The 24,227-nt window shown below is 69.9% G+C and carries 25 protein-coding genes and 3 tRNA genes; 18 read left to right on the top strand and 10 right to left on the bottom strand.

Annotated features, from left to right (window positions below; all coding sequences use genetic code 11):
* The first annotated feature begins 81 nt into the window (after positions 1 to 81).
* The 3 genes from ACEXQC_RS03775 to ACEXQC_RS03765 all read left to right on the top strand — a co-directional run bounded on the left by ACEXQC_RS03775 (position 82) and on the right by ACEXQC_RS03765 (position 1,261).
* Positions 82 to 154: transfer RNA gene (locus ACEXQC_RS03775), tRNA-Asn, on the top strand.
* Positions 155 to 260: 106 nt separating this feature from the next.
* Positions 261 to 959, top strand: coding sequence for an AzlC family ABC transporter permease (locus ACEXQC_RS03770; RefSeq protein WP_374818511.1), 699 nt, complete (start codon positions 261 to 263; stop codon positions 957 to 959).
* The gene (locus ACEXQC_RS03765) at positions 956 to 1,261 is read left to right on the top strand and encodes an AzlD domain-containing protein (RefSeq protein WP_374818508.1); all 306 of its coding nucleotides are present in this window, start codon (positions 956 to 958) and stop codon (positions 1,259 to 1,261) included. Before ACEXQC_RS03770 ends, ACEXQC_RS03765 begins: the two co-directional genes overlap by 4 nt.
* Here ACEXQC_RS03765 and def read toward each other — a convergent pair.
* Positions 1,258 to 1,851, bottom strand: coding sequence for a peptide deformylase (gene def / locus ACEXQC_RS03760; protein ID WP_374818506.1), 594 nt, complete (start codon positions 1,849 to 1,851; stop codon positions 1,258 to 1,260). The genes ACEXQC_RS03765 and def overlap by 4 nt on opposite strands.
* Before the next feature lie 42 nt (positions 1,852 to 1,893).
* Here def and ACEXQC_RS03755 point away from each other — a divergent pair, with 42 nt between their 5' ends.
* The 3 genes from ACEXQC_RS03755 to ACEXQC_RS03745 all read left to right on the top strand — a co-directional run bounded on the left by ACEXQC_RS03755 (position 1,894) and on the right by ACEXQC_RS03745 (position 4,253).
* A complete protein-coding gene (locus tag ACEXQC_RS03755) occupies positions 1,894 to 2,808 on the top strand; it encodes a DMT family transporter (protein WP_374818504.1) in 915 nt (304 codons plus the stop codon).
* Positions 2,809 to 2,858: 50 nt separating this feature from the next.
* Entirely contained in the window at positions 2,859 to 4,124 is a 1,266-nt protein-coding gene (locus ACEXQC_RS03750; protein ID WP_374818501.1) for a glycosyltransferase, read from the top strand.
* 55 nt (positions 4,125 to 4,179) lie between these two features.
* Positions 4,180 to 4,253, top strand: a tRNA-Ile gene (locus ACEXQC_RS03745).
* Here the strand turns inward: ACEXQC_RS03745 and ACEXQC_RS03740 are convergent.
* Positions 4,235 to 5,293: an NAD(P)-dependent alcohol dehydrogenase gene (locus ACEXQC_RS03740; RefSeq protein WP_374818498.1), complete on the bottom strand. Its 1,059-nt coding sequence runs from the start codon at positions 5,291 to 5,293 to the stop codon at positions 4,235 to 4,237. The two genes, ACEXQC_RS03745 and ACEXQC_RS03740, sit on opposite strands and share 19 nt — an antisense overlap.
* A gap of 111 nt (positions 5,294 to 5,404) precedes the next feature.
* Here ACEXQC_RS03740 and ACEXQC_RS03735 point away from each other — a divergent pair, with 111 nt between their 5' ends.
* From ACEXQC_RS03735 to ACEXQC_RS03705, 7 genes are read left to right on the top strand one after another with little or no spacing between them, the layout of a single operon-like run.
* On the top strand, positions 5,405 to 5,992 hold the full coding sequence (locus ACEXQC_RS03735) for a TetR/AcrR family transcriptional regulator (protein ID WP_374818495.1): 588 nt from the start codon (positions 5,405 to 5,407) through the stop codon (positions 5,990 to 5,992).
* The gene (locus tag ACEXQC_RS03730; protein WP_374818492.1) at positions 5,989 to 6,360 is read left to right on the top strand and encodes a hypothetical protein; all 372 of its coding nucleotides are present in this window, start codon (positions 5,989 to 5,991) and stop codon (positions 6,358 to 6,360) included. Before ACEXQC_RS03735 ends, ACEXQC_RS03730 begins: the two co-directional genes overlap by 4 nt.
* 5 nt (positions 6,361 to 6,365) lie before the next feature.
* Entirely contained in the window at positions 6,366 to 6,662 is a 297-nt protein-coding gene (locus tag ACEXQC_RS03725) for a DUF7882 family protein (protein ID WP_374818489.1), read from the top strand.
* Positions 6,659 to 7,054 (top strand): hypothetical protein, encoded by a 396-nt coding sequence (locus ACEXQC_RS03720; protein ID WP_374818486.1) that lies wholly within the window; start codon positions 6,659 to 6,661, stop codon positions 7,052 to 7,054. The genes ACEXQC_RS03725 and ACEXQC_RS03720 overlap by 4 nt, the downstream gene beginning before the upstream one ends.
* Entirely contained in the window at positions 7,051 to 8,094 is a 1,044-nt protein-coding gene (locus tag ACEXQC_RS03715) for an AAA family ATPase (RefSeq protein WP_374818483.1), read from the top strand. Before ACEXQC_RS03720 ends, ACEXQC_RS03715 begins: the two co-directional genes overlap by 4 nt.
* Before the next feature lie 29 nt (positions 8,095 to 8,123).
* The gene (locus tag ACEXQC_RS03710; protein WP_374818481.1) at positions 8,124 to 9,599 is read left to right on the top strand and encodes a DUF58 domain-containing protein; all 1,476 of its coding nucleotides are present in this window, start codon (positions 8,124 to 8,126) and stop codon (positions 9,597 to 9,599) included.
* The gene (locus tag ACEXQC_RS03705) at positions 9,596 to 11,956 is read left to right on the top strand and encodes a transglutaminase TgpA family protein (protein ID WP_374818479.1); all 2,361 of its coding nucleotides are present in this window, start codon (positions 9,596 to 9,598) and stop codon (positions 11,954 to 11,956) included. The genes ACEXQC_RS03710 and ACEXQC_RS03705 overlap by 4 nt, the downstream gene beginning before the upstream one ends.
* Here the strand turns inward: ACEXQC_RS03705 and ACEXQC_RS03700 are convergent.
* Positions 11,891 to 12,478 carry a PadR family transcriptional regulator gene (locus ACEXQC_RS03700; RefSeq protein ID WP_374818476.1) on the bottom strand — a complete coding sequence of 196 codons (588 nt, stop codon included), beginning with the start codon at positions 12,476 to 12,478 and terminating at the stop codon, positions 11,891 to 11,893. The two genes, ACEXQC_RS03705 and ACEXQC_RS03700, sit on opposite strands and share 66 nt — an antisense overlap.
* Positions 12,479 to 12,675: 197 nt before the next feature.
* On the opposite strand from ACEXQC_RS03700, the gene ACEXQC_RS03695 reads away from it, so the two are divergent.
* Positions 12,676 to 13,182: a DUF3145 domain-containing protein gene (locus ACEXQC_RS03695; RefSeq protein ID WP_374818474.1), complete on the top strand. Its 507-nt coding sequence runs from the start codon at positions 12,676 to 12,678 to the stop codon at positions 13,180 to 13,182.
* A 169-nt stretch (positions 13,183 to 13,351) separates the two neighbouring features.
* Here the strand turns inward: ACEXQC_RS03695 and ACEXQC_RS03690 are convergent, their stop codons facing one another.
* The 6 genes from ACEXQC_RS03690 to aceE form a co-directional block, all read right to left on the bottom strand.
* On the bottom strand, positions 13,352 to 14,593 hold the full coding sequence (locus ACEXQC_RS03690; RefSeq protein ID WP_374818471.1) for a beta-ketoacyl-[acyl-carrier-protein] synthase family protein: 1,242 nt from the start codon (positions 14,591 to 14,593) through the stop codon (positions 13,352 to 13,354).
* A gap of 121 nt (positions 14,594 to 14,714) precedes the next feature.
* Positions 14,715 to 14,963, bottom strand: coding sequence for an acyl carrier protein (locus tag ACEXQC_RS03685; protein WP_259526901.1), 249 nt, complete (start codon positions 14,961 to 14,963; stop codon positions 14,715 to 14,717).
* Between the two features lie 52 nt (positions 14,964 to 15,015).
* Entirely contained in the window at positions 15,016 to 16,020 is a 1,005-nt protein-coding gene (locus ACEXQC_RS03680; RefSeq protein ID WP_374818860.1) for a beta-ketoacyl-ACP synthase III, read from the bottom strand.
* Between the two features lie 47 nt (positions 16,021 to 16,067).
* On the bottom strand, positions 16,068 to 17,003 hold the full coding sequence (locus ACEXQC_RS03675) for an ACP S-malonyltransferase (RefSeq protein WP_374818468.1): 936 nt from the start codon (positions 17,001 to 17,003) through the stop codon (positions 16,068 to 16,070).
* Positions 17,004 to 17,097: 94 nt separating this feature from the next.
* The gene (locus ACEXQC_RS03670) at positions 17,098 to 18,318 is read right to left on the bottom strand and encodes a PucR family transcriptional regulator (RefSeq protein WP_374818465.1); all 1,221 of its coding nucleotides are present in this window, start codon (positions 18,316 to 18,318) and stop codon (positions 17,098 to 17,100) included.
* 42 nt (positions 18,319 to 18,360) lie between these two features.
* Positions 18,361 to 21,087 (bottom strand): pyruvate dehydrogenase (acetyl-transferring), homodimeric type, encoded by a 2,727-nt coding sequence (gene aceE / locus ACEXQC_RS03665; protein ID WP_374818463.1) that lies wholly within the window; start codon positions 21,085 to 21,087, stop codon positions 18,361 to 18,363.
* Positions 21,088 to 21,295: 208 nt separating this feature from the next.
* On the opposite strand from aceE, the gene ACEXQC_RS03660 reads away from it, so the two are divergent.
* From ACEXQC_RS03660 to ACEXQC_RS03650, 3 genes are read left to right on the top strand one after another with little or no spacing between them, the layout of a single operon-like run.
* On the top strand, positions 21,296 to 21,769 hold the full coding sequence (locus ACEXQC_RS03660) for a peroxiredoxin (RefSeq protein WP_374818461.1): 474 nt from the start codon (positions 21,296 to 21,298) through the stop codon (positions 21,767 to 21,769).
* A gap of 52 nt (positions 21,770 to 21,821) precedes the next feature.
* Positions 21,822 to 22,460 (top strand): SatD family protein, encoded by a 639-nt coding sequence (locus tag ACEXQC_RS03655; RefSeq protein WP_374818459.1) that lies wholly within the window; start codon positions 21,822 to 21,824, stop codon positions 22,458 to 22,460.
* Positions 22,457 to 23,353, top strand: coding sequence for a hypothetical protein (locus tag ACEXQC_RS03650; protein WP_374818457.1), 897 nt, complete (start codon positions 22,457 to 22,459; stop codon positions 23,351 to 23,353). The genes ACEXQC_RS03655 and ACEXQC_RS03650 overlap by 4 nt, the downstream gene beginning before the upstream one ends.
* A gap of 61 nt (positions 23,354 to 23,414) precedes the next feature.
* Here ACEXQC_RS03650 and ACEXQC_RS03645 read toward each other — a convergent pair whose 3' ends face one another.
* A complete protein-coding gene (locus tag ACEXQC_RS03645; RefSeq protein ID WP_374818455.1) occupies positions 23,415 to 24,107 on the bottom strand; it encodes a hypothetical protein in 693 nt (230 codons plus the stop codon).
* 46 nt (positions 24,108 to 24,153) lie between these two features.
* Between ACEXQC_RS03645 and ACEXQC_RS03640 the strand changes: the two genes are divergently transcribed.
* Positions 24,154 to 24,226: transfer RNA gene (locus tag ACEXQC_RS03640), tRNA-Val, on the top strand.
* The last annotated feature ends 1 nt before the right edge of the window (position 24,227 follow it).

Below are 24,227 nucleotides of genomic sequence, written 5' to 3'. Positions count from 1 at the left end.
CCCTCCGACACCCTCGGCCGAGGCGGTGTTCGAGACGGGTCGCCGGAGGTGGTAATGTTATCGACGCTTCTTCGGCAGCATTCCTCGATAGCTCAATTGGCAGAGCAGCCGGCTGTTAACCGGCAGGTTCTTGGTTCGAGTCCAAGTCGGGGAGCGAAGGCCCCGCGGCTCCACCCGCGGGGTCTTTTTCTTTGTCCAGGCGCGTTCTCGGGCGTCCTCCGGCGTTCTGAGGGCGCGGCGATCTCTGCCATCATCGACGGATGGGCAGGCGCACGGCGGAGCAGACCACAGCCCTCCGAGCCGCTCTCAGCGTGGGCCTCGCCACCGCCGCCTACGGCATCTCGTTCGGCGCCCTGGCCACCCTCTCCGGGCTCGACGTCTGGCAGACCTGCTTCCTCAGCCTCGTCATGTTCACGGGCGGATCGCAGTTCGCCCTCATCGGCGTGCTGGCCTCGGGCGGGTTGGCCGCAGGGGGAGCGGCCATCTCGAGCGCAGCACTGCTCGGCACACGCAACGTCTTCTACTCCATCCGGATGGCGCCGATCATCGGGCCCGGCTTCTGGCGTCGCGCCGCCGCGGCCCAGCTCACGATCGACGAATCCGTCGCGGTCTCGACGGCTCAGCCGACCCTCCAGGGGCAGCGCTACGGCTTCTGGGCCACGGGCCTGCTCATCTACATCGGCTGGAACCTCACCACGCTCCTCGGCGCCCTCATCGGCGACCTGCTCGGTGACGTGAGCGCCTACGGCCTCGACGCCGCCGCGGCTGCGGCCTTCCTGGGCCTGCTGTGGCCCCGGCTCAAGGAGCGGCAGACCCAGGCCGTCGCCGTCGGTGCCGCCGTGGTGGCGACCCTGCTGACGCCCTGGCTCCTGCCCGGCCTGCCCGTGCTCGTCGCGGCCGCCGTGGCGATCGTGGTGGGCGTCACCAACCTCTTCGCGCGCAGGGAGGCGACGCCGTGACCGCGTGGCAGATCGTCATCCTCGCCTCGATCGTGTGCCTCGGTCTCAAGGCGGCCGGCTATCTCGTGCCGTCGAAGGCGTTCGAGCACCCGACTGTCGCGCGCACGGCCAACCTGCTCACGGTGGCGCTGCTGTCGGCGCTCATCGCCGTGCAGACGCTCGGCGCCGGCCAGGGCATCCAGGTGGATGCGCGAGTGCCCGCGGTCATCGTGGCGGCGGGCCTCTACGCGCTCAAGGTGCCGTTCGTGCTCGTGGTGATCGCGGCGGCCGCCACCGCCGCCCTCATCCGCGCCGTCACCTAGGCGTCGAGGTCGTCGACTCCCGGCAGCCAGGAGTTGCCCGGCTCGCCCCAGCCGCGCTTGCGCTCGATCTTCGCGGCGATCCGCTCGTACGGGCGCTCGAGGCGGTCCACGTAGAGCCGACCCTCGAGGTGGTCGAACTCGTGCTGGAAGATGCGGGCGAGCCAGCCGTGCGCCTCGATCTCGAACGGCACTCCGTCGAGGTCGGTGGCGCGGAGGATCGCCGCCTCGCCGCGCACGAGCGGGAACCGCTCGCCGGGGAACGACAGGCAGCCCTCGGAGTCGGTGTCGGGATCCGCCGGCTCGGTCGACGTGGGGGTGATGAAGAGCTGCGGGTTGATCGCCACGCCACGGTGCAGCACACCGGGGGAGAGCTCGTCCTCGTCGTCATCGGCGTACTCGGTGTAGCTGAAGACGAAGAGCCGCAGCGGCACGCCCACCTGGGGGCCGGCGAGGCCCACGCCGGGAGCGGCATCCATGGTCTCGTACATGTCGGCCACGAGGGTGCGGAGGGAGTCGTCGATCTCGAGCACGGGTTCGGCGGGGGAGTGCAGAACCGGCTCGCCGGAGATCCGAATCGGGAGAACGGCCATTCGCTAAGCCTATCCGCGACAGGTGCAGGGTACTGTCGTCGAGTGCATTCCGAACTGCTCGCCCTGAGCGACCCGATCGCTCTCGATCCGAAGCAGTTCGTGGGCATCCCGATCGCCCTCGTGGGGGCGATCTTCCTCAGTCTGGGGGCCCAGTTCCAGCACCGCGGCGTGGCCAAGGTCGAGGCCAGGACGGGCGAATCCGACAAGGGTCTCAGCGGCCGTCAGATGATGGCGCTGCTCTCGAGGCCCTCCTGGGTGCTGGGCACGCTCATGCTCGGGCTCGCCGTGGTCTTCCAGCTCACGAGCCTCGGTTTCGCCCCCATCATCGTGGTGCAGCCGCTCGGTGCCGTGGCCCTCGTGATGACGGCGGTGCTCAACTCGCGGCTCAGCAAGATGAGGCTCAATCGCAGCTCGGTCATCTCGATCGTGCTGTGCGTGGGAGGCGTGGGCCTGTTCGTGCTCGTGGCCGCGTTCACCGCGGTCGACAAGCCCGTCACCGCGGGCAACCTCATCACCATCCTCATCATCCTGGCCGTCGTGCTCGCGGTGTTCGCCACCGCGTACCTGGTGCTCGGCAAGGGCTTCAAGGCCATCGCCTACATCGTGGGCGCCGGGGTGCTCTACGGCTTCGTGGCCACGCTCGCCAAGGTGCTCATCAGCCGCCTCTTCCAGGGGCAGTTCGACGGGCTCACCGTGCTCGCCTTCCTCGGGCTGCTCGCGGCCTTCGCACTCGGCGGCTACTTCGTGCAGAACGCCTACTCGTCCGGCCCGCCGGATCTCGTGATCGCGGGGCTCACGGTCATCGATCCGCTCGTCGCCGTGGGTATCGGCATCCTCGTGCTCGGCGAGGCCTCGCAGGCGCCGTTCTGGGCCCTCATCGCGTTCCTCGCCTTCGGCGCCGTGGCCATCCTGGGCGTGTTCGGGCTCGCGCGCTACCACCCGCAGGCCAAGCGCTAAGGTAAGTTCTTCTTCGGACGACCGAATCACCCAGCAAGAGAGACGACGGTTTGACAGACTCCCACGTTCCGCATCCCCAGCCCGGCACCGATCAGGCGCCGGGAGCCACGGATCGGCCCCTGCGGATCCTCATCGGCGGAGACACCTTCTCGCCCGACGTCAACGGCTCCGCCCGTTTCGCCGAGCACCTCGCCTCCGGTCTCGCCGGTCGCGGCCACGACGTGCACGTCATCGCCCCCGCCGCCAAGCTGCCCACGGGCGCCCACGTCGAGATCTACGACGGCCAGAAGGTCACCGTGCACCGGCTCTACAGCTGGCGCTGGTACCCGCACGACTGGCTCACCTTCGCCCTGCCGTGGCGCATCAAGCAGAACAGTGCGCGCATCATCGACGAGATCAAGCCGGACGTCGTGCACTTCCAGTCGCACATCATCGTCGGCCGAGGCATGTCGACCGAAGCCGAGAAGCGCGGCATCCGCATCGTGGGCACCAACCACGTCATGCCCGAGAACATGCTGGCCTTCACGGGCATCCCCAAGTTCCTGCAGAACTGGGCCATCGGCCTGGCCTGGGCGGCCGCGCGCCGGTCGTTCAGCCGAGCGGATGCGGTGACCGCCCCCACGAGGCGCGCCGCCGACTTCTTCGAGAAGGCCACGGGCATCGGCAACGTCTACGCCATCTCGTGCGGCATCAACGTCGACAACTACGTGCCCGACTTCACGCCGCGCACCGAGAACCGGGTGCTGTTCGTGGGCCGTGTGGCCGGCGAGAAGCACATCGATGTGCTGCTGCGCGCCATCCAGCTCATGCCGGCCGACCTCGACGTGAAGCTCGAGATCGTGGGCGGCGGCGACCAGCTCAAGAACCTGCAGGCCATGGCGCAGCAGCTCGGCATCGGCGACCGCACCACGTTCACCGGCTACGTCACCGAGGAGGAGCTGCGTCGCGCGTACACACGCTCGACCGTCTTCGCCATGCCCTCGATCGCGGAACTGCAGTCGATCGCCACCATGGAGGCGCTCGCGAGCGGGCTCCCGGTGGTGGCGGCGAACGCCATGGCGCTCCCGCACCTCGTGCACGACGACGAGAACGGCTACCTCTTCGCCCCCGGCGACGCCCAGGATCTGGCCGACAAGCTCGAGCGCGTGCTGCGGCTGCCGCAGGACGAGCTCGAGGCCTACAAGCGGGAGTCGCTCTCGATCGTGGCGGCCCACGACATCCAGCGCACCCTCACCACGTTCGAGCACCTCTACCGCGGCGAGCCCGTCACCGACCCGGCGGCGCTGCCACCCGCCTCGACCACCCCGAAGCACTGACCCGCGCGCCCAGCGGGTATCGTGGTGTGCGGTCGCGCCCCGGCGCGGCCGTTTCGGGGCGGTAGCTCAGCTGGTTAGAGCAGCGGACTCATAATCCGTCGGTCATGGGTTCAAGTCCCATCCGCCCTACGCACTGCCTGCAGCTGCTGCATGTCGAGGGCGAAGCGGTAGCGGACGTCGTTCTGCTCCAGGCGGGCCAGGGCCACGTCGATGTCGCGGGCGGGGAGCACCTCGACGTCGGCCACGATGCCGTGCTCGTTGCAGAAGTCGAGCATGGACTGCGTGCCCGTGGTGCCTCCGCTGCCGGCCGAGGCGAGGCTCTTGCGTCCGACGAGGAGCGACAGCGGGTCGAACTCCAGGGAGCCGAGCGCACCGAGGGCGCACAGCGTGCCGTCGAGAGCGAGAGCCCGGATGTAGGGCGTGAGGTCGTGCGGGGCCGAGGCGGTGTCGAGGATGAGGTCGAAGCGGTTGGCCTGGGCGCTCATCGCGGCGGGGTCCTTCGACACGACCACCTCGTCGGCGCCGAGCGCCTTCGCTCCCGCCGCCTTCTCCTCCGACGTGGTGAAGAGCACGACGTGCGCGCCGAGGGCGTGGGCGAATTTGACGGCCAGGTGGCCGAGGCCCCCGAGTCCCACGACCCCGACGGCCTTCCCCGGCCCGGTGTTCCACCGCACGAGGGGCTCCCACACGGTCACACCCGCGCACATGAGGGGGGCGACTCCGGCGGGGTCCAGCTTGTCGGGCAGCGGGTAGACGAACTTCTCGTGGGCGACGTACTCACTCGCGTACGCACCCTGCGTGGTGGTGCCGTCGATGCGGTCCGTGCCGCCGTAGGTGAGGGTGGGGAACTCCTCGCAGTAGTTCTCCTGCCCCGCCCGGCACATCGAGCAGCGACCGCACGAGTCGACGATGTTGCCGACGGCCACGGGGTCCCCGATCCGGAACCGGGTCACGTCGCCGCCGATCGCGGTGACGGTGCCCACGAACTCGTGACCGGCCACGAGCGGCGTGTCGCCGGAGTGGCGGATCTCGTGCAGGTCGGAGTGGCAGACCCCGCAGAACGTCACGTCGATGGCGACGTCCGACGGCCTCAGGTCGCGGCGGGTGATCGTCTGCAGCTCCAGAGGGCCGGTGGGGTCGACGGCGACGTAGGCGGTGGTCTCGCGCATGGGGTCCTCTTCCGTGCATTCTGCTGAAACAAACCAGTTGGTTTCACTCACGGGTGACGCTACAGCCGTCGGCCAGGGGAGTCAAACCAACTGGTTTGTTACCCTGGGACGATGAAGCCAGGAGAAGCCACGCGGGAGCGCATCCTCACCGCTGCGACAGCGGAGTTCGCCGAGTTCGGGATCGCCGGCGCACGGGTCGACAGGATCGCGGCGAACGCCCGGGCGAACAAGGCCCAGCTCTACGCGTTCTTCGGCAGCAAGGAGTCGCTCTTCGAGACCGTCTTCGCCGCCTCGCTCGACGGGATCGTGAACGCGGTGCCGATCGACGCGAGCGACCTCCCGGGATACGCGGTGAGACTCTACGACGAGTACCTCGAGAACCCCTCCCTCGTGCGTCTCGCGACCTGGTCACGACTCGAACGGCGCCCCACCGGGCACCTCACGCCCGACGCCGACCGACTCGACGCCGCCAAGCTCGCCGACATCGAGAGTGCGCAGCGCGCAGGGCTAGTCGACGGGTGGTTCACCCCGTTCGAGGTGCTCACGACGGTCATCGCCATCTCGATGACCTGGTCGCCCGCGAGCACCACATTCACCGCAGCCTCGACCGACGACGAGGCCGATCACGATCGCCGCCGCGAGGTGATCAGGCGGATCGTCTCCCGGTCCTTCCCCGCGGGGGGCAGACTGGGGTCATGAGATCCGTGAAGTACGGGACGGAGACGTTCCTGACGTCCGATGCTGTGGCCGATGCGCTGCTCACCTTCGCTGCGACGCTGCGCGGGCTCGATCACGGGCATCTGCTGACGGTGCCGACGGTCGAGGCCGACGGGCACGCGGGATCGATCTCGATCGTCGTGGCCCCCGGCATCCCGATGCTCTCGCGGCCGAGCGTCTCCGAGATCGCCGATCCCGAGGCCGCCGAGCTCATCGAGCAGATGATGCAGATGACCGTCACCAAGACCGGCACGCTCCGCGCCGTTCCCGGCGGCATGGTGCCGACCACCGGGCACAACGAGCACGCCGAGCACGTCGAGCAGGCCGAGCACCCCGAACAGGACGGGTAGAGACGATGGGACGACTCCTCTACGGCCCGCAGGAGCGCGAGGTCGAGATCGACGACCGCGCTCTGGCGCACGTGCAGATCGTGATCGTGGGCAAGCTCAGGCGGGCCGAGAGCTTCACCTTCACCTGGACGGCTCCCGACGGCGAGGGCCGAGTGGCCATCTGGCTGCACCCCGCGATCCCCGTGCAGTTCCAGTTCGACCGCACGGCCACCGAGCGGATCGACGCGGCCTGGCTCAAGGCGCTCTCCGATTCGGCCGCGCGCGGCGACCTCCAGCTCAGCCAGGAGCCGAAGGCCACGTGAGCGGCGACGGCTCACCGAGGTACGACTCGCGCTTCGACCGGGCGTTCCAGCCGGGCTTCGTGGAGGCCGAACCGGCTGCGACCGGCCTCGAGGGGCTCGGCCTGGGGCAGGAGAACAGGGTGCCGGACGTGGCGGCTCCCGCACGTCGGCGACGTCTCGTCGACCGCTTCGTGGTGATCCTGTGGCTCGTCGGGGCCGCCGTGCTGGGGCTCGGTGTGGCCGGGATGCTGAGCCTCGTGCTGGGATTCGATCGCCAGTCCAGCGAAATCACACCCGACTACCTGATCCTGGTCATCATGACCCAGGTGTCGCCGTGGCTCATCGCCATCGGCCTCTCCACTCTCATCGGAACCCTGTTCCTGATCGCCTCACGCTGGGAGCGCCGTCCATGACCCCCGAACAAGCCCATTCCCCTGCCACCTCCGAGCTGCGCGAGCGGCCCCGCGGTGCTGCTCCACTGAGCCTCGAGGAGTTCCGCGAGCACACGGGGGCCATCCTCGCCAACCTCGAGCGCGTGATCGACGGCAAGACGGAGGCCGCCACCCTCGCCCTCATCGTGCTCATCGCCGAGGGCCACCTGCTCGTGGAGGATGTGCCCGGCGTCGGCAAGACCACCCTCGCCAAGGCGCTCGCCACGAGTGTGGGCTGCTCGGTGAGCCGCATCCAGTTCACCCCCGACCTGCTGCCCTCCGACGTGACGGGTGTCTCGATCTACAACCAGAGCGACCGCGCCTTCGAGTTCAAGCGCGGTGCGGTGTTCGCGAACATCGTGATCGCCGACGAGATCAACCGCGCCTCGCCGAAGACCCAGTCCGCGCTGCTCGAGTGCATGGAGGAGGGTCAGGTCTCGGTCGACGGCACCACGCATCCGCTCGAGCCGCCCTTCATCGTGGTGGCCACGCAGAACCCCATCGAGATGGAGGGCACCTACGCACTCCCCGAGGCCCAGCGCGACCGCTTCATGGCGAAGCTCTCGATGGGGTATCCGGATGCTGCCGCGGAGCTCTCGATGCTGCACCACCGCGAGACGCAGAGCCCGCTCGACAGCCTCACCGCCGTGGTCGACAAGCAGAGGCTCGCCGAGCTCATCGCCACGGCCCGCGCCATCTACGTGAGCCGCGCCGTGGAGTCGTACGTGGTGTCGATCGTGCAGGCCACGCGCACCCACCCCGAGTTCCGCCTCGGCGCGAGCCCCAGGGGCACCCTGCACCTCGTGCGCGCCGCCAAGGTGCTGGCCGCCCTGAGCGGTCGCGAGTTCGTGGTGCCCGACGACGTGAACGAACTCGTGGTGCCCGTGCTCGCCCACCGCATCGTGGCCACGCGCCGCGCGGCGGGTGATGCTCGTGGTGGTGGCAGCCAGGCCATAGCCGAGGCACTCCGAGGCATCGTGGCCGCCACGCCGGTGCCGCTCAGCCGCGCCCGCCCGGTATGAGCGGTCGGCAAGGCAGCATAGGCCAGCGAGTGACGGGCGGTCGCCCTGGCGCGAACGGTCGTCAAGGCGCGAGCGGTCGGCGGGGCGCGAGCGGTCGGCGGGGCTTCGGCAGCGTCGCCAGACCCACCGCCCGCGGCTGGGGCCTGATCGTCGCGGCGATTCTGGTCTTCGCGCTCACCCAGGTGGTGCGCCGCCAGGAGCTCGCCTACCTCGCCTGCTTCCTGCTCGCGGTGCCGCTCTTCGCTCTCGCCTGGGTCGCCTTCCGGCGTCTCTCGATCTCGGTGACCCGCCGCTTCGAACCCGAGTCTGGTGTGGTCGACCAGCGGATCACCGCAGGGCTCTACCTGCAGAACTGGGGCAGGGTGCGCACCCCGTCCGGTGTCTGGATCGAGCACGCCGAAGCACCGCTCCGCTCGTCGCGGCCCCTCGTGCTGCCCTCGCTCCCCGGCTACGCGTCGAGCACGCTCGATGCCCCGGAGCTCCACCGCGTGCAGTACCCCCTCGACACCCGCTTCCGCGGCGCGCACCGCATCGGGCCCTTCGAGGTCACCCTCACCGACCCGTTCGGGTGCGCGATGCGCCGCATGGTCTTCGGCGGATCGGATGTGGTGCTCGTCACCCCCGCCGTCTTCGAGCTCGCCAGGATCGACCTGCGGCTCGCCTCCGGTGACGGCGCCGAGCAGCTCTCGAGGCGGCTGTACGGAGCGGGGGAGCAGGACGTCATCGCGCGCAAGTACCTCGCGGGCGACTCGATCCGCCGCGTGCACTGGCCCGCCACGGCGAAGCACGGTGAGCTCATGGTGCGTCAGGACGACCAGCGCAACGACCAGGACGCCGTGATCCTGCTCGACTCCGCCTCGTTCGCAGAGGAGTCCTCGTCTGTCGGGAGCGGCGGCGCACCGTCGTCGGCCGGCGTGCGCACCGGCTCTCGCCGCAGCCGTCGGCGCGACGCTCCGGATGCGGGGTTCGAGTGGGCGGTGAGCGCCGTCGCGTCGATCGCCCTGCACCTCATGAACGAGGGCTTCGGTGTGCGGATGATCGGTGCCGGGCGAGGTTCGACCGAGGGATCGCCCACCGGACGGTCAGGGAGCTCCTCGAGTCGGGTCGCCGGCTCGAACTCGGGTCCCGCGCCGGACACGGACGAGTCGACCGTGCACACGGCCCCGTTCGGATCGCGCAGCGTGGTGCAGGCACTCGCCTGGTCACGGCCGGGCGCCCACCTCGACCCGGTGGAGTTCCGTCTCGCCGTGGAGGAGGCCGCCCTCACCTCACCGGACGCCCCGCCCGTCTTCGCGGTCGTCTCCGGTGCATCCGGGTCTGCAACGCGCATCCGCGACCTGGCGGCCATGTCCTCCCACGCCGTGGCCTTCGTGGTCGGCGACCGCCGCGATCCCGCCGTCGCCGCCGACCTGCGACGCGCAGGCTGGACCGTGGTGGAGAGCGGCCCGGACGACTCGCTGACCTCGCTGTGGAAGGCGCTCGGCGACGCGCGGGGGATCGGATGAGCGGCCTGGGCACGCTGACCACCGGCGGCACAAGCGGCACCGGCAGCCAGGCGACAGGCATCAGGGCGCGCTTCGGCCGCCGTGCCGCCGAGCGCCGGGGCGCCTGGCAGAGCACGCTCGCCGTGGCCCTCTGCCTCGGCATCGCGCTCAGCGGGCTCTCCCCGCTGCTGCAGGGCATCACCTGGTGGTTCGCGGCCATGGCCATGATCGTGGCCGTTCTCGCCGTCGCCGCCGTGCTGCGCGACCGCGGGGCCCCCGAGATCACGGTCGTGGCGGTCTCGGCCATCACCTGGGGCGCGCTCGTGATCGTGTTCTACGCCGCCGACAGCCTCTGGTTCGTGGTGCCCACCCTCGACACGCTCCGCGACATCGCGGGCGACCTGGCCGACGCCCGATTCGCGATCGCCGAGCAGGAGACCCCGGCGATCGCCGAGGGCGCCATCACCCAGCTGCTCGTCATGTCGGTGGGCCTCATCGCCATCATCACCGACGAGCTCGCGAGCGGGCTGCGCACCCCGGTGCTGGCCGGGGCCGGGCCCCTCGCCCTGCTCGTCGTGACCCCCGTGATCTACCGCGACGACCCCGACCTCGTGCTCTACCTGCTCACGGGGGCCTCGTTCCTGCTCGTCGTGTGGTGCAGCTCGCGGATCGGGCGCATCCCCCGAGGCGGTCGTGGGGGCCGCAATCCGGGGCTGGCCCTCGGCGTGGGCGCCGCGGCCCTCGCCGTCATGGTCGCCGTGCCCGCCGTGACTCCCGGCCTCACCGCGGACTCCTTCGCGAGCGGATCGGGCGACAGCTTCGCCTCCGTCTACTCCGCGGGTGTCGACCCCACCATCCAGCTCGGGCGCGATCTCCGCCGGAGCGATCCGGTGCTCTCGCTCACCTACTCCACCGATGCGGGGGAGGGCCTCTACCTCAAGATGGTCAACCTCGGCGACTTCTCCACCGACATCTGGCAGCCCGAGCGGCCTTACGAGGCCGAGCGCTACCGGTCGGGGCCGTTCGGTACCCCGCAGGGTCTCGCCGCCGAGGTGCCGATCACGCAGCAGTCCACGACGGTCTCCATCGCGGGGCTGCGCAGCGACTGGCTGCCCCTGCCCTACCCGACCGAGGAGGTGGACGACCTGCTCGGCAACTGGCTCCTGACCCCTGACACCTTCACGGTCACGAACCTCAGCGGCGACACGCGCGGCCAGAACTACCAGGTGGTGGGCCTCGACATCCAGCCCACGGCCCAGCAGCTCGCCGACGCGGGCGGCATCGTGCCCGACGGCCTCGAGTCGTTCACCGAGCTCCCGCCGGGGCTCGACCCCGTGGTGGCACAGACCGCGGCCGCGGTGACCGCTGGTGCCGCCACGAACTACGACCAGGCGGTCGCCCTGCAGGAGTACTTCCGCTCCGACCAGTTCTCCTATTCGCTCAACGCCCCGGATGCCACGGCGTACGAGGGCGGCAACGCCCAGATGATCCCGGCCTTCCTCGCCGAGAAGTCGGGCTACTGCGTGCACTTCGCCGGTGCCATGGCCGTGATGGCGCGCACCCTCGGCATCCCCTCGCGGATCGCCGTGGGCTACGCACCCGGTCAGTCCGCCGACAGCACCTCGGAGGGCGGTCGGGCCCTCTACGAGGTGTACACCGACCAGCTGCACTCGTGGCCCGAGCTCTACTTCGAGGGTGTAGGCTGGCTGCCGTTCGAGCCCACACCCGGACTCGACATCACGCCCCCCGACTACAGCCTCCCCGACTACGCGCAGTCGGATGCCGGCAACCCGGATGCGGCGGCCGACACCCCGCAGGTCGAGGCCACCGACCCGGCCGAGCAGCCCGACGCCGTGCAGGACACAGTGCCCGTGCCCACGGCCCAGCAGGCCGTGCTGAGTCAGGTGCGCAGCTGGGGCACCTTCCTCGCCGTGCTGGGCGCGCTGGCGGCCGTGGTGCTCGCCCCGCTGGCCTTCCGCCGGTGGAGGCGCCGCCGGCGCATCCGAGAGCTGGCGTCGACGGATCTGCCCGCGACGCTCGCCTGGATCGAGCTCGAGGACACCCTCGACGACCACCGCGTCGACCGCTCGGCGGGAGACACGCTCGTGGATCTGTCCGAGCGGCTCGTGGCGGACCATCTGCTGCCCGCGGAACCGCTCGAGCGGCTGCGGCGCGGCGTCGAGTGGGAGCAGTACGCGCGCCCGGGGTCGGCCGACACGGCCACCCGGTCGGGCATCGCCGACGACCTCATACAGCTCGTGGCCGCGATCGAGGCCGAGGCCACGGGGCGTGACCGCACGCTGGCGAGACTGCTACCGGTCTCGCTGCTCCGACGTCGACACCGGTCGGCGGCCCCGTCGGGGTCTCTCGTTCCGTAGCGGGCGGCGGAGGCCCTCGAGGCCACCCGGCAGCGCTCCGACCTCGTCGATCCAGCGGATGGCCGCCTCGGCCTGCAGGCGTCGGGCGAGGGCGGCGGCGGGGCCGGAGTCGTCGCCGGCATCGACGGAGTCGACCTCAGGGGATGCAGCCGTGCTCGCGTCCCACGACTCCCGGTAGCCGGCCAGCAGGGGAGCAGCGCCGTCGCCCTCCAGGCTCGTGGCGAGCAGCACCTTGAACACCATGTCGCTCCAGGCCGAGACCCCGGTGAGCGCAGGGTCCCGCAGCCAGGAGTCGGCCTCGGCCGTGCCCACGGGGGTGAGCCCGTAGAGGGGGAGTCCGTCGTCTGTCGTTCCCACGGCCTCCACGAGGCCTGCCGCGCAGAGTCGTTCGAGGGTGGAGTAGATCTGCCCCACGTTGATGACACCCACCCGATCGGTGCGTATCTCGAGCTCGGTGTGCAGCTGCAGACCGTAGGCCTCGGAGGCGGTGAGCACGGCGAGGATCCCCGCTCGAACCGACATCCGCACCGCCTTCTCCGATCGCCATCGGGGCGATCTGCAATTACTCACTGAGTATATGTCTGGGAGTTCGGGAAACGCGGGATGACACGGTTGTGATTCGCCGAGGGGCTCTGACAAGATGTGACCACAACCGCATAGCCACATCCATCCCGTTCACAGGTCGTTGGGGAAGACGTACCTCACGAATGGAGATGAAAATGGTGGCAACCAGTGCCCGCGGGGTGGTTTACGTCCACTCCGCTCCACGCGCGCTCTGCCCCCACGTTGAGTGGGCTGCAGGTCGCGCTATCGGTCGTGCGGTCAACTTCGACTGGATCGAGCAGCCCGTGCTGCGCGGTTCCCAGCGCGCCGACTTCTACTGGGAGGGCGCGCCCGGCACCGGTGCTGCCATCGCCTCCGCCCTGCGCGGCTGGGAGCACCTCCGCTACGAGGTCACCGAAGACCCGAGCGAGGGCCACGACGGCGGCCGCTGGATGCACACGCCCGACCTCGGCATCTATTACGCCCAGGTCGACTCCTCGGGCAACACCGTCATCCCCGAGGACCGCATCCGCAACGCCATGGAGCTCGCAGGCACCAACGCCCTCGACCTCCACCGCGAACTCCGCCTGGCCCTGGGCCAGGCCTGGGACGACGAACTAGAGCCCTTCCGCTACGCCTCCGACATGAGCCCCGTCGTCTACCTCCACAGAGGCGTGGGGTAGGGACGGAACGCAACAGGCCGTACTCGGTGACCCGAGGCGATACCGGTGCCGGAGGGCGCGGCGCAGCCACGTCATCCGACACCGGCATCGCATGCCGCCTGCGCCGCACAGGGGGCGGCGCAGCACAAACACAGCCACACGCCACCCTCAAGACGCAGAGGGCTGAAGCCTAAGCAGTCTTGAACGCCACCACAGCGTTGTGCCCCCCGAACCCGAACGAGTTCGAGATCGCCAGCAGGTCGCCCTCCGCCGGCAGAGCCCGCGGCTCGCGCACGACGTCGAGGGGGATGTCGGGATCCTGCTCGGTGAGGTTGATGGTGGGGGGAGCGATGCGCTCGTGCAGCGCGAGCACCGTGAAGATGGCCTCGATGGCACCCGCTCCGCCGAGGAGGTGACCGGTGGCGGCCTTCGTGGCCGACACGGGGATCTCGTGCAGGCGGTCGCCGAACACGCGCAGCAGCGCCTTGTACTCCGCGATGTCGCCCACGGGTGTGGAGGTGGCGTGCGCGTTGATGTGCGCCACATCGTCGAGCGCGTAACCGGCCGTGGCCACGGCGGCCAGCATGGCGCGCGCGGCGGCCGAGCCCTCGGGGTCGGGTGCGGTGATGTGGAACGCGTCCGAGGTGACGGCGCCGCCGAGCAGCTCGGCGTAGATCTTCGCGCCGCGGGCGAGCGCGTGCTCCTCGGTCTCGAGCACGAGGGCTGCGGCGCCCTCTCCGAGCACGAAGCCGTCACGCGTGAGGTCGTAGGGGCGGGAGGCGGTGGCCGGGTCGTCGTTGCGCTTCGAGAGCGCCTGCATCGAGGCGAAGGCGGCGATCGGCAGCGGGTGGATGGCGGCCTCGGACCCACCGGCGATGATGATGTCGGCGTAGCCGGCCTGCAGGTGCTCGTAGGCGTTGACGATCGACTCGGTGCTCGAGGCGCAGGCCGAGACCACGGTGCGCGCACCGGCGCGGGCGCCGAGCGACATCTCGATGGCGGCGGCGGGGCCGTTGGGCATGAGCATCGGCACCGTCATGGGCAGCACCCGTCGGGGGCCCTTCTCGCGCAGCGTGTCCCATGCGTCGAGCAGGGTCCACACGCCGCCGATGCCGGTGGCCCAGTCCACGCCGAAGCGCTCGGGCACCACGTCGGGGGCGCCGGCATCCTGCCAGGCCTCACGGGCGGCGATGAGCGCGAACTGGCTGCCGGGGTCGAGGCGCTTCGTCTCGATGCGCTCGAGGGCCTCTGAGGCGGGAACACGGGCCTGAGCGGCGAAGGTGACGGGGAGCTCGCGCTCCGCGACCCAGTCCTGGGTGAGCGTCGTGGCGCCGGACTCCCCTGCGAGGAGGTTCTTCCACGTCTCGGAGGCGGTGCCGCCGAGGGGGGAGGTCGTGCCGATGCCGGTGACGACGATCTTCTTGGTGCTCATGGTGAAACTTTCTGTGGGTGGTCAGTCCAGGTGCCGGATGGCGCGGTGCTCGGGGCAGTGCGGTCGGCAGGATCGGAGCTCGGGTCGCAATCCTGCCGACCCATCGCGGTGAGGGCTGGAGTCAGCCCTGGGCGGCGACGATGAAGGTGACGGCGTCGCCGACGGTCTTGAGGTTCTTGACCTCTTCGTCGGGGATCTTCACGTCGAACTTCTCCTCGGCGTTGACCACGATGGTCATCATCGAGATCGAGTCGATGTCGAGGTCGTCGGTGAAAGACTTGTCCAGCTCGACGGTGTCGGTCGCGATGCCGGTCTCGTCGTTGATGAGCTCGGCCAGTCCGGCCAGTACTTCTTCGTTGGACAATGCCATGGTTTCTCCTTGAGGGGTGTCGTGTGACCGAGACTTAGTTTAGTCAGGCGTTTCAGGGCAGAACGACGACCTGCGCGCCGAACACGAGACCGGCTCCGAAGCCGATCTGCAGGGCCAGACCACCGGACAGCTCCGGCTGCTCGGTGAGCAGACGGTGGGTGGCGAGGGGGATCGAGGCCGCCGAGGTGTTGCCCGTGGTCTCGATGTCGCGGCCGATGGCCACGGTCTCCGGCAGCTTGAGCTGCTTCGCGAACTCGTCGATGATGCGCATGTTGGCCTGGTGGGGGATGAACGCGGCGAGGTCCTCGACGGTCACGCCCGCGGCCTCGAGCGCCTGCTTCGCGACCTTCACCATCTCCCAGACGGCCCAGCGGAACACGGCCTGGCCGTTCTGCCTGAGCGTGGGCCACTCGGTCTCCTGGTCGCGGAAGCCGATGCTCGTGCCCGTCATGAAGATCTCGTCGCGCTTGGTCGCATCCGAGCCCCAGATGGTGGGGCCGATGCCCACGGAGTCGCTCGGGCCCACCACCGCGGCGCCCGCGCCGTCGCCCAGCAGGAACGAGATGGAGCGGTCGGTGGGGTCGACGTACTCGGAGAGCTTCTCGGCCCCGATCACGAGCACGTACTCGGCGAGGCCGGCGCGGATGAGCGAGTCGGCCTGGCCGATGCCGTAGGCGTAGCCGGCGCAGGCCGCGCTGATGTCGTAGGCGGCGGCCAGGGGAGCGCCGATCCGCTCGGCCACGTGCGTGGCGAGGGAGGGCGTGATGACCGGGTTGCTGATGGTGGAGACGAGGATGGCACCGATCTGGGAGGGCAGGATGCCCGCACCCTCGATGGCCTCCTTGGCGGCGGCCTCGGCGAGGTCGACGGCGAACACGTCGTGGGAGGCGCGCTTGCGCTCGGCGATGCCGGTGCGCTGCTTGATCCACTCGTCGGAGGAGTCGATGGGGCCGACGAGCTCGTCGTTGACCATCGAGATGTCGCCGCGGGCCGCGCCGATGGCGTGGATGCGGGTGAACTGGGGGCCGGTCTTCTGCTTCAGGGTGGGCTTGGTCATGGCGTGCTCCGCGAGGTCTTCCGGTGGGGTGGGGATGTCGGTGTCGCTCACGCGGCCTGGTCGATCAGGTCGAAGGCGGCGGCGAGGTCGTCTGGGGTCTTGACGGCCACGGCGGGCACGCCCTTGAGGCCGCGCTTGGCGAGACCCGTGAGCGCTCCGGCGGGTGCGACCTCGATGAGGCCCGTCACGCCTGCGGCGGCGAAGGCCTCCATGTCGAGGTCCCAGCGCACGGGGGAGGAGACCTGGCCCACGAGCAGCTCCACGAAGCGGGCGCCCGAGTCGACGAGCGAGCCGTCGCGGTTGGTCCAGATGGGGAGCGTGGGGTCGGCGGGATGCACCGAGGCGGCGACAGCCGCGAGCCGCTCGACGGCGGGGGCCATGAAGTGGGTGTGGAACGCGCCGGCCACCTGCAGCGGCACCACGCGCACTCCGCGCGGCACGCTCTCGGCGAGGCGGGCGAGGGCCTCGGGGGCGCCGGCGACCACGATCTGGCCGCCGCCGTTGTAGTTGGCGGGCAGCACACCCACCTCGTCGAACAGGGCGAGCAGCTCGGCCTGGTCTCCGCCCACCACGGCGCTCATGCCGGTGGAGGTGACGGCCGCCGCATCCGCCATGGCGCGACCGCGCTCACCGACGATGCGCATGGCGTCGCCCTTCGTGAGGATGCCGGCGCCCGCCGCCGCGGTGATCTCGCCCACCGAGTGCCCGGCGATCCCGCCCACGCGGCTGCGCCTGCCCTCCGTGCTGGAGAGGCCGCCGAAGAGCGCGTCGAGGGTGAGGATGCCGGCGGCCACGATGAGCGGCTGGGCCACCGCGGTGTCGCGGATGGTGTCGGCGTCGCTCTCGGTGCCGTGCATCACGAGGTCGACGCCCGCGAAGTCGCCGAGCTCCTCCAGCGTGTCGCGGAAGGCGGGCTCCTCGATCCAGGGGGCGAGGAAGCCGGGGGTCTGCGAGCCTTGGCCCGGGCACACGACGACGATCATTGATTCAGTCTCCCAAGAGTTCGTTCATTGCTGCTGTCGATCATGACCAAGAGATCACAGATTACATTGTCGAAAGGGCATACATCGATGCCGGTCACCGCCGCGAGCCGGGGGATTCGTGGTCGTTCATCGACCCGAGGATGAGGGCCGACTGCAGGATGAGCGCCTCGCGCGCCCCCGTGGCGTCCCAGCCGATCACCTGGGTCACGCGCTTCAGGCGGTAGCGCACGGTGTTGGGGTGCACGAAGAGCTCGCGGGCGGTTGCCTCGAGCGAGCGGCCGTTGTCGAGGTAGCACCACAGCGTGGTCATGAGCTCGGGGGACTGGTCCTGCAGCGGGCGGTAGACCCGGTTGACGAGGGTCGAGCGGGCGAGCGGATCGCCGGCGAGGGCGCGCTCGGGCAGCAGGTCGTCGGCGAGCATGGGCCTCGGCGCTCCCCGCCAGGCCTTGGCCACCGCGAAGCCCGCGAGGGCGGCCTTGGCGCTCCGAGAGGCCTCCACGAGGCTCGGCACCTCGTGGCCGAGCACGAGGTGGCCGGGGCCGAAGCCCGGCTCGAGCTTGGTGGCGATGTCGAGGAACGAGAGGGCGTCCTCCTGGGCCTCGCCCTCCTCCTCGGCACCTGTGCCGTCGAGGGGGCCGCCCGAGCCCGCGGGCTGGGCGCGCCCGATCACGAGCACGAGGCGACCGCCCTGCACCCCGATGAGCAGGTCGGCGTTCAGGTGGCGGGCGGTGCGGCGCAGCTGGTCGACGTCGAGCTGACGCGGGGTGGTGCCCACGAGCACGCTGACCTCGCCGTGCCCGTGCCAGCCGAGAGCGGCGATGCGGCTCGGCAGCTCGTCGTCGTACTCGCCCGAGAGGATCGAGTCGACCACGAGCGCCTCGAGCCGCGCATCCCAGAGGCCGCGTGCCTCCGCCGCCCTGGCGTACACGTCTGCGGCGGCGAAGGCGATCTCGCGCGAGTAGAGCAGCATCGCCTCACGGAGCGACGGATCGGCCCCCGCGACCCGTTCCTCCACGACCTCCACCACCACGCGGATGAGCTGGAGCGTCTGCTGCAGGCTCACCGAGCGGAGCAGCTCCCGCGGGGCGGAGCCGAACACGTCGGCCGCGATCCACGTGGTCGTGGTGGGGTCGTCGTACCACTGGATGAACGACTTGATGCCCGCTTGCGCCACGAGCCCGACGGCCGAACGCCGCCCTGGTGGCATGTCGCCGTACCAGGGCAGCGTGGCGTCGAGCTTCTTGATCGTGGCGGTCGACAGCTCGCCCGAGATGGTGCGCAGCCACGCGAGTGTCTGCTCCTTGGTCTTAGGCATCGATCTCAGGCATCCGCAGCCCCGCCGTCATGACGGAAGGGATCAGGCCTCTCCGCCCGCCGAACCGGAGGTGCCGGCCGTCACGTCGTACAGGCGGTACTTCTCGATCGCCCACGAGGGGGCGTTCTGGTCGACCTCGCCGCGGGCCGCGAGCTGCTCGAGCACGCGCACCACCACGGAGGGGCCGTCGATCTTGAAGTAGCGACGGGCCGCGGGGCGGGTGTCGGAGAAGCCGAAGTCGTCGGCACCGAGCGTGGCGTACTCACCGGGCACGAACTGACGGATCTGGTCCGACACCGCGTGCATGTAGTCGGTCACGGCCACGAACGGCCCTGGGGCGTCCTGCAGCTTGGTGGTGACGTACGGCACGTGGCGGTCGTCGTTCGGGTACAGGAAGTTGTGCTCCTCGGCACGGAGGCCGTCGCGGCGGAGCTCCGTCCACGAGGTGACCGACCAGACGTCGGCCGACACACCCCAGTCCTGCGCGAGCAGGTGCTGGGCCTCGAGAGCCCACGGCACCGCCACACCGGAGGAGAGGATCTGGGCCTTGGGGCCCTCGATCTCGCCCGACTTGAGCTTGTAGATGCCGCGCACGAGGCCGTCGACGTCGAGACCCTCCGGCTCAGCGGGCTGCACGTGCGGCTCGTTGTAGACCGTGAGGTAGTACATGACGTTCGGGTCGTCGTGCTCGCCGCCGTACATGCGCTCGAGACCGGCGCGCACGATGTGGTTCATCTCGTAGCCGTACGCGGGGTCGTAGGTCACGACCGCCGGGTTCGTGGCCGCGAGGAGCAGCGAGTGGCCGTCGGCGTGCTGCAGGCCCTCACCCGTGAGGGTGGTGCGGCCCGCGGTGGCTCCGATGATGAAGCCGCGCGCCATCTGGTCGCCCGCCGCCCACAGGGCATCGCCTGTGCGCTGGAAGCCGAACATCGAGTAGAACACGTAGATCGGGATGAGGGGCTCGCCCTGGGTCGAGTAGCTCGTGCCCACCGCGGTGAACGCCGCGAGGGCGCCCGCCTCGTTGATGCCCACGTGGATGATCTGGCCCTGCGGGCTCTCCTTGTAGGCCAGGAGCAGCTCCCGGTCGACGGAGGTGTAGGTCTGGCCCTTGGGGTTGTAGATCTTGTTCGACGGGAAGAAGGCGTCCATGCCGAAGGTGCGCGCCTCGTCCGGGATGATCGGCACGACGCGGTTGCCGAAGTCCTTCGCCCGGGTCAGATCCTTGAGCAGACGCACGAAGGCCATCGTGGTGGCGATCTCCTGCGTGCCCGACCCCTTCTTCAGGGTCTGGTACGACGAGTCGTCGGGCAGCGAGAACGCCGTGTGCTTCGTGCGGCGCTCGGGCAGGTACCCGCCGAGTGCGCGACGGCGCTCGTGCATGTACTGGATGGCCTCGTCGTTCTCGCCCGGGTGGTAGTAGGGCGGGAGGTAGGGGTTCTCCTCGAGCTGCGCATCCGTGACCGGGATGTGCATCTGGTCGCGGAAGGTCTTGAGGTTGTCGAGCGTCATCTTCTTCATCTGGTGGGTCGCGTTGCGGCCCTCGAACGCCGGACCGAGGCCGTAGCCCTTGACCGTGTGCGCCAGGATGACGGTGGGCTGGCCCTTGTGCTCGGTGGCGGCCTTGAACGCCGCGTACACCTTGCGGTAGTCGTGGCCACCGCGCTTGAGGTTCCAGATCTGGTCGTCGGTGTAGTCCTTGACCAGCTCGAGAGCGCGCGGGTCGCGACCGAAGAAGTTCTCGCGCACGTAGGCGCCGGACTCGGCCTTGTAGGTCTGGAAGTCGCCGTCCGGAACCGTGTTCATGAGGTTGAGCAGGGCGCCCTCGGTGTCGCGCTTGAGCAGGTCGTCCCACTCGCGGCCCCAGACGACCTTGATGACGTTCCAGCCGGCACCGCGGAAGAAGCTCTCGAGCTCCTGCACGATCTTGCCGTTGCCGCGCACGGGGCCGTCGAGACGCTGCAGGTTGCAGTTGATCACGAAGTTGAGGTTGTCGAGGCCGTCGTTGGCGGCGACCTGCAGCTGACCGCGGCTCTCCACCTCGTCCATCTCGCCGTCGCCGAGGAAGGCCCAGACCTGCTGGTCCGACGCATCCTTGATGCCGCGGTTGGTGATGTACTTGTTGAGCTGCGCCTGGTAGATCGCGTTGATCGGGCCGAGGCCCATCGAGACCGTGGGGAACTGCCAGAAGTGCGGCATGAGGCGCGGGTGCGGGTACGAGCTCAGCCCGCCGCCTGCGTGCGACTTCTCCTGGCGGAAGCCGTCGAGCTGGTGGGTGTCGAGCCGGCCCTCGAGGAAGGCGCGGGCGTAGGTGCCGGGGGAGGCGTGGCCCTGGATGAAGATCTGGTCGCCGCCGCCCGGGTGGTCCTGGCCGCGGAAGAAGTGGTTGAAGCCCACCTCGTAGAGCGCTGCGCTCGAGGCGTAGGTCGAGATGTGGCCGCCGACCGCGATGCCGGGCCGCTGCGCCCTGTGCACCGTCATGGCCGCGTTCCAGCGGATCCAGGCGCGGTACTTGCGCTCGAGCGACTCGTCGCCCGGGAACTCCGGCTCGTTCTCGGGAGCGATGGTGTTGATGTAGTCGGTCGTCGGCACCATGGGGACGTTCAGGTGCAGCTCTTTGGACCGCTTCAGCAGACTCAGCATGATGTCGCGCGCGCGGCCGTGGCCCCGGGCTTCGACGAGCGCGTCGAGGGATTCGTTCCACTCGCTGGTCTCGTCGGGATCCGAATCAGTGTGTCCGGCCGAGTAAGGGTCCTGGTCGTTGACAGTCACCGGCGACCTCTTTCTGTTGTGTACAGATCGTTACGTGGCGGGCATCCGCGCCGGGATAGTGGAGCGGAACGCCACAGACCAGCCTAGTGACTTTCTCCGGGCCCTCGGCCCTGTGCGCCACCCGTGCGGCGCTTGGAGTATCGCCCGGGCGGGTCTAGTATCGGGGACGCGTTTGCCGGAACGACGACCGGCAGTGAAAGGAAGCCTCATGGCTTTGGAGAACGACACTCTGGCCCCCGACTTCGAGCTCCCCAACCAATTCGGGGAGCGCGTTCGCCTGAGTCAGTTCCAGGGCAAGAAGCCCGTGGCCCTGGTCTTCTTCCCTCTCGCCTTCTCGGGAGTGTGCACGAGCGAGCTGTGCGCGCTCGAGGAGAACCTCTCGATGTTCAAGAACGCCAACGTCGAGCTCATCGGCATCTCGGTCGATTCCAAGGCCACGCTGCGGGCCTGGGCCGAGAAGGAGGGCTACGACTTCACGCTCGTGGCCGACTTCTGGCCGCACGGCGACGTCGCCAAGGACTACGGGGTCTTCCTCGAGGAGAAGGGCTTCGCCAATCGCGCGACCTTCCTCATCGACACCCACCGCATCATCCGCGCGAGCTTCATCACCGCTCCCGGCGAGGCCCGCTCGATCGAGGCCTATCGCGCCGCGGTCGAGGACCTCGCACCCGCCCGCGTCTGAGATATCAGCCCACAGCTAATATTCCGTCTTTATAAGCGCTAGGCTTATATTCATGGACTTACTCCAGACCGCCGTGATCGTCGACATCGTCGGATCCCGCAAGCTCGTGGACAGGCCGACCGTGCAGGCCGGCATCCTGGGCGGCTTCGACGAGGTGAACGAGCTCATCGGGCACGGCGAGCCGCTCAGGGCCACCGTGGGAGACGAGTTCCAGGCGGTGTATCCGAGCCTCGGCAGCGCGCTCGAGGCCACGCTCGCCGCGAGGCTCTCCCTGCCCGACGGGGTGGACTGCCGCTTCGGACTCGGCCTCGGTGAGGTGCAGGCCGTCGGCGAGGGCGCCACGGGTGTGATCCAGGACGGATCGGGGTGGTGGCGTGCCCGCGAGGCCATCGACGAGGCGCACGAGCGGGAGGACTCCCGCACACCGAGCCTTCGCGGCTGGCTGCGCGGCGGCCCGGACGACACCGTGCTGGAGGCCACTGTGAACGCGTACCTGCTCGCCCGCGACCACGTCGTGGGGTCGATGAACGAGAGGGCGAGGCGGCTGACCTTCGGCACGATGTGCGGTCGGCTGCAGAGCGAGCTGGCCGAGCTGGAGGGCATCTCGCAGGGTGCTGTGTCGCAGGCGCTGCGGAGATCCGGGGGCATGAACCTGCTCGCGGCGGTCGCTCAGCTCAAGGGGGCGCTGTGATCGTCGGAGCGCTGCTGCTGGTGCTGATCGGTGCGGCCGACATCGCACGGTCGACCCTCGGGCCCGGCCCTCGGCGCGGCCCGGTGGCGCTCGTCGCCGCGGTCGTGGCCGTGGTGTGGGCCGCCGTGCCGGTGCTCGCGGCGACGGGACTCGGGGTGCCGCTCGGGTGGCTGGCCGTGCCGCTCGTGCTCGCGCTGGGGTGGCTCCTCACCACGAGCGCGTCGGCCGGCCCTGGCTCCGGCCCGCGGTCGCGGTTCTCGCGGGCGAGGGCGCTGCCGGCCGTCGCGGTCGTCGTGGCCCTCGTGGCGTCGCTGTTCTGGGATCCGCTGCCCGGCGGGCCCTCGGGGTATCTGGTCGACGCGCTGGCGGCCGTGCCGATCCGGGCGCTGGCCTCCCTGCCCGTCGTCACGGTGGTGCTGGCCGTGGGGCTCGCGCTCTTCCTCGTGGAGAGCGCCAACATCGTCGTGCGGTCGGCGCTGCGGCCGGCCATGGAGGAGGTGCGGGGTGTCGACGGCGATGCGCCGCTGACGTCGGTGGGGTCGGAGGCCGGTGCAACGGCGACGGCTGCTGTTCCGGCTGCGGCGGCGCCCGTGCGCTGGTGGTCCCGTCGTCGGCGCACGGAGGCCGTCGTGTCGACGCCCGTGGTGGAGGATCTGCGAGGAGGCCGCATCATCGGGCCGCTCGAGCGGCTGCTCATCGTGGCGCTCTCGCTCGCCGGTGCGCTGCCGATCGTGGCGGGGATCCTGGCCGCCAAGGGGATCGTGCGGTTCCCCGAGATCTCGCACGACGGCCCGGGAGGGTCGAAGGCCGAGTACTTCCTGGTGGGCAGTCTCGTGAGCTGGTCGCTCGCCATCCTCTCCGCCGGGGCCCTCTGGATCTCGACCCAGAGCTGATCCGCACCGGATATAAGCGCAGGGCTGATATCCGCGCTTTATAAGCGCTGGGCTTATGTCGTCAGCCCAGCAGGCTGACGCCTCTGGCGATCACGAGGGCGAGCAGCACGAAGCCCGCCAGGGCCTCGAGGCCCATGAGCATTTTGGCGCGGTGGGTGAGCGGCATGGTGTCGGTGGGGCTGAACGCCATGGAGTTCGACAGCGAGAAGTAGAAGTAGTCCACGAAGCCCGGCAGCCAGTTGCTGCCCTTCGACGAATGGGCGGCGACCTCGGGGGAGGCGTCGTGGTCCTCGTCCTGGGGAAAGCGGAAGTCGGCGGGCGGCAGGTCGCCCCTGGGCCGCTGGGTGCGCACCACGGGGCCGCCGCGGTCGAGCTCCCAGAACAGCAGGCCGAAGCCGAGCACGTTCGTGATCCAGATCTGCAGGGCCGAGAGCAGCAGAGTCGGGCCGTCCTGCGTGTTCTGCACCAGAAGGTCGATGAGGAGCACCAGCAGCACCTGGTTGGTGGCCCCGATCAGCAGCACCAGCACGAGCCCGAGCCGTCTCGACCACGCAGTCTGCTTCACCAGGCGGTGCGGGTTGATCACGATCACGGCGCCGAGCAGCGCCACGCACACGATGATGACCCCGTACCTCACCGGCCCGAACAGGTCGTCGCGCAGCACGGCGTAGCTCACGATGATGGCGATGACCCCCACGGCGGCGGGCCACCGGTGCTCGGCCTGGGCGCGCTCGTGGCTCATGGACGTCGACACCCCCGCAGTCTAGGCCTGTATGCTTCTGGGGCGCCTCGGCGCGAGGGGGCCTTTAGCTCAGTTGGTAGAGCGCCACGTTTACACCGTGGATGTCATCGGTTCGAGCCCGGTAGGGCCCAC

It is taken from the genome of Herbiconiux liukaitaii (genome assembly GCF_041927495.1).
Classification (GTDB): Bacteria; Actinomycetota; Actinomycetes; order Actinomycetales; family Microbacteriaceae; genus Herbiconiux; species Herbiconiux liukaitaii.
This window is presented reverse-complemented; position numbering and strand designations above follow the sequence as displayed.